The sequence below is a fragment of the Streptomyces sp. WAC06614 genome (genome assembly GCF_003949795.1).
Taxonomy (GTDB): domain Bacteria; phylum Actinomycetota; class Actinomycetes; order Streptomycetales; family Streptomycetaceae; genus Streptomyces.
In genome coordinates, this window is sequence record NZ_RPRY01000333.1 from 1 (window position 1) to 7,303 (window position 7,303).

The 7,303-nt window shown below is 75.1% G+C and carries 5 protein-coding genes and 2 pseudogenes; 4 read left to right on the plus strand and 3 right to left on the minus strand.

Features of this window, described 5'->3' with window-relative positions; all coding sequences use genetic code 11:
* Positions 1-182, minus strand: a pseudogene (locus tag EF918_RS37785) (collagen-like protein); the annotation flags it as partial.
* A 58-nt stretch (positions 183-240) separates the two neighbouring features.
* Between EF918_RS37785 and EF918_RS29780 the strand changes: the two are divergent.
* The 4 genes and pseudogenes from EF918_RS29780 to EF918_RS29795 all read left to right on the plus strand — a co-directional run.
* Positions 241-1,173: pseudogene (locus EF918_RS29780) on the plus strand (sporulation protein); the annotation flags it as partial.
* A gap of 157 nt (positions 1,174-1,330) precedes the next feature.
* Positions 1,331-2,566, plus strand: coding sequence for an L-2-hydroxyglutarate oxidase (gene lhgO, locus EF918_RS29785; RefSeq protein WP_125652042.1), 1,236 nt, complete (start codon positions 1,331-1,333; stop codon positions 2,564-2,566).
* 84 nt (positions 2,567-2,650) lie between these two features.
* Entirely contained in the window at positions 2,651-3,511 is an 861-nt protein-coding gene (gene trmB / locus EF918_RS29790; protein ID WP_185921978.1) for a tRNA (guanosine(46)-N7)-methyltransferase TrmB, read from the plus strand.
* A 43-nt stretch (positions 3,512-3,554) separates the two neighbouring features.
* Positions 3,555-4,856, plus strand: coding sequence for a PrsW family intramembrane metalloprotease (locus tag EF918_RS29795; RefSeq protein WP_125652044.1), 1,302 nt, complete (start codon positions 3,555-3,557; stop codon positions 4,854-4,856).
* Here EF918_RS29795 and EF918_RS29800 read toward each other — a convergent pair.
* Together EF918_RS29800 and EF918_RS29805 are read right to left on the minus strand one after the other, a co-directional pair.
* Entirely contained in the window at positions 4,778-5,776 is a 999-nt protein-coding gene (locus EF918_RS29800; RefSeq protein WP_260610801.1) for a M23 family metallopeptidase, read from the minus strand. The genes EF918_RS29795 and EF918_RS29800 overlap by 79 nt on opposite strands.
* A gap of 311 nt (positions 5,777-6,087) precedes the next feature.
* Positions 6,088-7,185 carry a PP2C family protein-serine/threonine phosphatase gene (locus EF918_RS29805; RefSeq protein WP_125652046.1) on the minus strand — a complete coding sequence of 366 codons (1,098 nt, stop codon included), beginning with the start codon at positions 7,183-7,185 and terminating at the stop codon, positions 6,088-6,090.
* Between the last annotated feature and the right edge of the window lie 118 nt (positions 7,186-7,303).

Consider the following 7,303-nt stretch of genomic DNA (forward strand, 5'->3'; position numbering starts at 1 on the left):
CCTTCCACCCCGTCCGGTCCATCCGCCCCGTCCGGTCCTGTCGGCGCGTCCGGTCCTGTCGGCGCGGCGACCTCGTCCGTCCCTCCGGCCTCTTCCGCTCCTTCGGCCTCCGCCATCTCGTCGTCCGCCGCGGCCCGGCCCGCGGGGCGGGGGCGGCCCGGCTCGAACGGTGTACCGACCACCGTTGTGCCCGCGCCGTCCACCGCCGAAACGCCGCCGCGCGAGCCACTGCCCGCCCCGTCGGACGCGACCCCGCAGCGGGTCGGCCACAGCGACGTGGCCAAGCTGCGCGAGGCGGCCGAGGACGCACGCCGTTGGGACAGCAAGTACGGCGGCGGGGACTGGCGTTCGTCGATGGTGCCCGAGTGCCTGCGGGTGGACGCGGCGCCGCTGCTGCTGGGCTCGTACAGCGACGAGGTGGGGCGCGCGCTGTTCGGCGCCACCGCCGAACTGACCCGGCTGGCCGGGTGGATGGCCTTCGACACCGGGCAGCAGGAGGCGGCCCAGCGCTACTACATCCAGGCCCTGCGACTGGCCCGCGCGGCCGCGGACGTGCCGCTCGGCGGCTACGTCCTGGCCTCGATGTCCCTCCAGGCCACCTACCGGGACTTCGCCGACGAGGGCGTGGACCTCGCCCAGGCCGCCGTCGAACGCAACCGCGGCCTGGCCACGGCCCGCACCATGAGCTTCTTCCGCCTGGTCGAGGCCCGGGCGCACGCCAAGGCGGGCGACCCGCAGGCCGCCGGGGCGGCGCTGCGGGCGGCCGAGGGCTGGCTGGAACGCTCGCGGGACGGGGACCCTGATCCGAGTTGGCTGGGTTTCTACTCGTACGACCGGTTCGCTGCGGATGCGGCGGAATGCTATCGGGACCTCAAACTGCCCCGGCAGGTGCGGCGCTTCACCGAGCAGGCGCTGTCCCGCCCGACCGAGGAGTACGTGCGCTCGCACGGGCTGCGGCTGGTGGTGAGCGCGGTGGCCGAGCTGGAGTCGGGCAACCTGGACGCGGCGTGCGCCCAGGGGGCGCGGGCCGTGGAGGTCGCCGGACGCATCTCCTCCGCCCGCACCACCGAGTACGTACGGGACCTGCTGCACCGGCTGGAGCCCTACGGGGACGAGCCGCGCGTGGCGGAGCTGCGCGAGCGGGCCCGGCCGCTGCTGGTGACCCCGGCCTGACGCACCGGCCCGGTCGACGACCGCCCCGGTCGACGACCGGACGGGGCGACAGCCGGGCGGGGCGACGACCGGCCGGGGCGACGACCGGGCAAGTCGGCGACCGGGCGGGTCGGCAACCGGGCGGTGGCAGCCTGGCGTCCGCGTTGTCAGTGCGGGGGTGCAGTATGCAGGGGTGGGAGGTGTCAGCGTGGGCGGCGGCAGCGTGGACTGCGATGTGCTGGTGATCGGTGGCGGGATCGTCGGCCTGTCGACCGCGCATGCCCTGTCGCGGCTGGCACCGGGCACCCGGGTGGTCGTGCTGGAGAAGGAGGCCGGCCCGGCCCGGCACCAGACCGGGCGCAACAGCGGGGTGATCCACAGCGGGATCTACTACCGCCCCGGGTCCCTGAAGGCGCGGTTCGCGGTGCGCGGGGCCGCGGAGATGGTCAAGTTCTGCGCGGAGCACGGCATCGCGCACGAGGTGACCGGGAAGCTGATCGTCGCCACCGAGCGGGCGGAGCTGCCCCGGCTGCACGCCCTGGTGCAGCGCGGCCGGGAGAACGGCATCCCGGTACGGGAGCTGGGCCCGGCCCAGATCTCCGCGTACGAGCCGGAGGTGCGCGGCCTGGCCGCGATCCACGTCGGCACGACCGGGATCGTGGACTACGGCCAGGTGGCCGCCCGGCTCGCGGAGTCCTCCGGCGCGGAGGTCGTCTACGGCGCCGAGGTGGACCTGATCTCGCGCCGGCCCTCGGCGGTGGCCGTGCGGACCACGTCCGGCCTGGTCGTGCGGGCCCGGGCGCTGGTGAACTGCGCCGGGCTCCAGTGCGACCGGATCGCCCGGCTCGCCGGGGACGACCCGGGCATGCGGATCGTCCCGTTCCGGGGCGAGTACTACGACCTGTCCAGACCCTCGCTGGTGCGCGGCCTGGTCTACCCGGTGCCCGACCCCGCGTTCCCCTTCCTCGGGGTGCACCTGACCCGGGGCATCGGCGGCGGGGTCCACGTCGGGCCGAACGCCGTGCCGGCGCTGGCCCGCGAGGGCTACGGCTGGGGCACGGTCCGCCCCGCCGACCTGGCCGCCGAGCTGGCCTGGCCGGGCACCTGGCACATCGCCCGGCGCCACTGGCGGTACGGGGCGGGGGAGATCCACCGCTCCCTGTCGAAGCGGGCCTTCACCGAGGCGGTCCAGCGGCTCCTGCCCGCCGTCACGGCGGACGACCTCACCCGGGCCCCGGCCGGTGTCCGGGCCCAGGCGGTCCTGCGCGACGGCACCCTGGTGGACGACTTCCTGATCCGTGAGGCCCCCCGCACGGTCCACGTGCTGAACGCCCCGTCCCCCGCCGCCACGGCCTCCCTCCCGATCGGCCGGGAGATCGCCACCCGCACCCTGACCACCCTCCGCTCGGCCTGAGGACCCCGGCCCTGCGCCGGGCCCACGGCGCCACGGGGCCCTCCCCGGCGCCCCCGGGTGCGCCCGCGGTGGGGACCGTAGAATCTGGGGATTGTGTCTGAGTCCCTGAATCCGCAGTCCAGCGCCCCCGAAGCGGCCCCCGCGCCGCAGGCGGCCCCCGCACCCGAGGCGGCCCCCGCGCCGGAGGCGGCGTACACCCCGCCGCGGTGGCGGACCGAGTCCCGGTTCGGCCCCGAAGGGCCCGCGCCCGACCCCGCCGGGTCGCACCACGACCGGCGGATCCGCAGCTTCCAGCCGCGCCGGAGCCGGGTGACCACCTCGCAGGAGGACGCGCTGCGGCGGCTGTGGGGCACCTGGGGCCTGGACATCGACGGCAAGCGGGTCCTCGACCTCGACACGCTGTTCGACGGCCGGCCCGTCGTGCTGGAGATCGGCTTCGGCATGGGCGAGGCCACCGCGCAGATGGCCGCCGCCGACCCGGAGACCGGCATCCTCGCGGCCGACGTGCACACGCCCGGCCAGGGCAACCTGCTCGCGCTCGCCGAGCGCGGCGGCCTCGACAACATCCGCGTGGCCAACGGCGACGCGATCATCCTGCTCCGCGAGATGCTGGCGCCGGACTCCCTCGCGGGCCTGCGCGTGTACTTCCCGGACCCCTGGCCCAAGAAGCGCCACCACAAGCGCCGGCTGATCCAGCCCGAGTTCCTCACCCTGGCCGCCACCCGCCTCGCGCCCGGCGCGGTCCTGCACTGCGCGACCGACTGGGAGCCGTACGCCGAGCAGATGCTCGAGGTGCTCTCCGCGCACCCGGACTTCGAGAACACCGTGCCCGAGGGCGGCTACGCGCCCCGGCCGGCGTTCCGGCCGCTCACCCGGTTCGAGGGCCAGGGACTCGACAAGGGTCACGTCGTACACGACTTGCTCTTCCGTCGCAGGAAGAACTGACAACGTCACCGCGCGTGTCCGACCCACTCGCTAGGGTCATGGCGTGTACCGAGCGCTCCCCCGAGTGCACGCACGTCGACCGGGCACGGCCCGTACGTGCGTGCTCCTCGCCCTGCTCGCCGCGTCCGGCGCGGCCATCCTGGATCTCGTCCGCGAGCAGACCGGCACCCCGGGGTTCTTCGTGGGGCTGGGTCTGGCCCTGCTGCCGGTGCCGCCGCTCATGGCGGCCTTCCGGTGGCTGGGCCGGGCCGCCCCCGGCCCGTGGGGGCAGGTGCTGTTCTGCTTCGGCTGGGGCGCCTGCGCCGCCGCGCTGATCGCCATACTGGCCAACAGCTTCGCCACCGAGTGGATAGCCGCTGCCGCCACCGACCCGTCCGACGCCGACCAGCTCGGCTCGGTCGCGATCGCCCCGGTGGTCGAGGAGAGTGCCAAGGCGGCGGCCCTGCTGCTGGTCTTCGTCTTCCGCAGACGGCACTTCACCGGTCCCGCCGACGGTTTCGTGCTGGCCGGCTTCACCGCGACCGGCTTCGCCTTCACCGAGAACATCCTCTACCTGGGCAACGCCTTCGGCGAGGACCTGGACAGCGGCGTCGGCGTGCTGGAGTCGATGACGGCCGCCACCTTCTTCGTGCGGATCATGCTCTCGCCGTTCGCGCACCCGCTGTTCACCGTGCTCACCGGCCTCGGCTTCGGCGCGGCCGTCCTGGCCTGCCGCCGCCGCACCCGGATCGGGCTGCCGCTGCTCGGGCTGACCGGGGCGATGGCCACGCACGCCGTGTGGAACAGTTCCTCGGAGCTGGGCGAGTACGGCTTCTACCTGGTCTACGGCCTGGTGATGGTCCCGGTGTTCGCCCTGCTGCTGTGGGCGGCCCTGCGCGCGCAGCGGCGCCAACTGCACACGCTCCGGGGGGAGCTGGCCGTCTACGCCTCGGCCGGCTGGCTGGACCCGGCCGAGGTGGCGGCCCTGGCCTCGCTGCCCGCCCGTGCGCTGGCCCGCAGCCTGGCCCGGCGGGCCGGCGGCCGGGCCGCGGCCCGTACGGTCGCCGCGTACGAGGCCGACGCCGCCGCCCTCGCCCTGTTACGCCACCGGGCCCGGCGCGGCGGACCGGAGCGGATGCCCGACTTCGTGGACCGGGAGGCCGAGTTGCTCGGCCGGCTGGCCGGGCGCCGTGCCACGGCCGGGCCGGCGCTGTGCCGGGCGGCCCTGCTGGAGGAGCTGGTCGCACCGCCGAGGGCGGTGCCGCGCGGGCCGCGGGCCCTGCCCGCTCAGACCTCCAGGCCCTTGGACTCCAGCCAGGCCATCGGGTCCATGGTGGAGCCGCCGCTGGTGCGGACCTCCAGGTGAAGGTGGGGGCCGGTCACGTTGCCGGTGGCGCCGACCCGGCCGATGGTGGTCCCGGCGCCGACCGCACCGGAGGTCACCGACATCGACGACAGGTGGCAGTACCAGATCTCGGTGCCGTCGGGGAGCTCCAGCACGATCCGGTAGCCGTACGCGCCGGACCAGCCCGCGGAGGTGATCGTCCCGCCGGCCACCGCCTTGACCGGGGTGCCCGTCGGGGCGGCGAAGTCGAGGCCGGTGTGGTGCCCGGAGGACCACATGGAACCGGCTGCCCCGTAGGTGGAGGTGATCGTGTACGAGGAGGTGGGCAGGGAGAAGCTGCCGGCCGGGGCCGGTGCGGGGGCCGCCGGGGCGGGCTGGGCCGCCTCCGCCTCGGCGCGGGCCGCTTCCTCGGCCTTGGTCCTGGCGTCCGCCGCCTCCTTCGCGGCGGCCTCCTCGGCCGCCTTGCGCGCCGACTCCTGCTTGTCCTTGGCCTCCTGGGCGGCAGCGTCCCGAGCGGCCTGTTCCGCGGCCGACTTGGCCACCGCGTCGGCGGCGTCCGTCTGGGCCTCGGCCTGCTGGAGGATCCGGCTGCGCAGCGCCTCCCCGGCATCGGCGTGGGAGGCGACCGCGCCCCGCGCCTGAGCGGCGCCGTTCGCCGTGTCGGCGTCGGCGGCCTTGCCGTGGTGGCCCTCCGCGCCGGTGAGGGCGTCGAGGGAGGGCAACGAGGGCAGGGATATGGAGACTTGGGGCCGGTCCTGCGCAGTGGCGATGCCGCCCGCGCCGACCGCGGCGATCACGCCGACACCGAGCACGGTGGAGCTGCGGGCAAGTCCCCCGCGCTGCTTGGCCACCCGGTGCCGGCCGCGTACCGGACGGACCGAGTCCTCGGTGGGGTTCCACTCGCCCCACGCACCGGCGCCGGCCGGCTCCAGGCTCTCGATCCCGTCGGGGGCAGGCGCGTTGGACTCCACCGGGCCACACTCCTCATCGCGCGCAGGCGCAGGCTGCCGCCTTGGACGGCGGCGGGGGGACGGCCGCGCTGCGTTATCGAAAGGTAATAGAAACGGAGGTGTGATTCCAAGCTGTTGCGATTGATCGTTCCGGTAACCGGCCACGCACCGGCCAGCCATGGCCTGGACTTTGACCCTCAAACCCCACCAACTACGACAAAAAGGCGCCACTTTCCCCATGTCTTCAGCCACACAAGCCTCATGACTGATCGTCAAGATCCTTGGACAGTGCGCCTCTTCGCTCACACACCGTGAGGGTGGTGCAACACCGGCACGGTCCGCCGTCGCCCGTGCTGCCGCTCCCCCGGCCGTGCCACCGCCAGGACCGCCATGTCGTCCGCGGCCCCGCCGCCCGCGTGCCGCCGTACGTCGGCCACGAGTGCGCTCAGCAGCTCCTCCGGCCCGGGGAAGATCCGCCCGCGCAGCCGGCCCGGCGGATCGTAGAAGATCCCGTGCGCGTCACGGGCCTCGGTCACCCCGTCGGTGTACAGCAGCAGGGCCGCCCCGGCGGGAAAGGGCCACTCCTGGGTGCGGTCCGGCCACACCCCCAGGTCGCCCATGCCCAGCGGCAGCGCCGGCTCGGCCGGTGCCAGCACGTCGAGGGTGCCGTCCGGGTGCAGCAGCAGGGGCTCGGGGTGCCCCCGGTTCAGCAGCCGCACCACCTCGTGCCCCGGCGGGATCTCGGCCAGCACGCACGTGGTGAACCCCTCCGCCGTGTCCAGGTCGTCCCGCCGGGCTCCCTCCCGGCTCAGCGCCCGCTCCAGCCGTTGCGCCAGCCGCTCCAGGTCCGGCTCCTGCTCGGCCGCCTCCCGGAACGCCCCGAGCACCACCGCCACCGCCTCCACCGCCCCCAGCCCCTTGCCCCGTACGTCGCCCACCGCGAGCCGGACTCCGTACGGGGTCTGCTGCACCGCGTAGAGGTCCCCGCCGATCAGCGCGTCCGCGTCGGCGGCCTCGTAGCGCGCGGCGATGTCCAGACCCCCGATGCGCTCGGCGGGCACGGGCAGGACGGCGCGCTGGGCGGCCTCGGCGATCTCGCGCGCGGAGGCGAGCTGCCGGCCGCTGCGCCGCACCACGCGGTTGATCACCAGGGCCAGGCCGGCCACGGTCACGACGGTGGCCAGCTCGGTCAAGGACTCGGCGTCCCAGGTGGTGCCGTGGCGCAGGTGCAGCCCGGCCACGGCGAGACAGGAGAAGCAGCCGGTCAGCAGGGTGGCGCCGAGGGCGAAGAAGGGGGCGGCGACCAGCGGGGCGGCGGAGAAGAAGGGGGAGCCGGTGAAGCTGGGCGGGGTCAGCAGGTCGAAGAGCGTGCCGACGACGATGAGGACGGCGGGGAGCATGCGCAGGAACCCACGGGTACGGCGGATCCGCCGCCCGCCACCGTCGCCGCTCAAGGTCGTCTCCTGCTCGCCGCCGCTTCGTCCCAGGCTGGGGGCGGGGGCGGCGGATCCGCCGTAC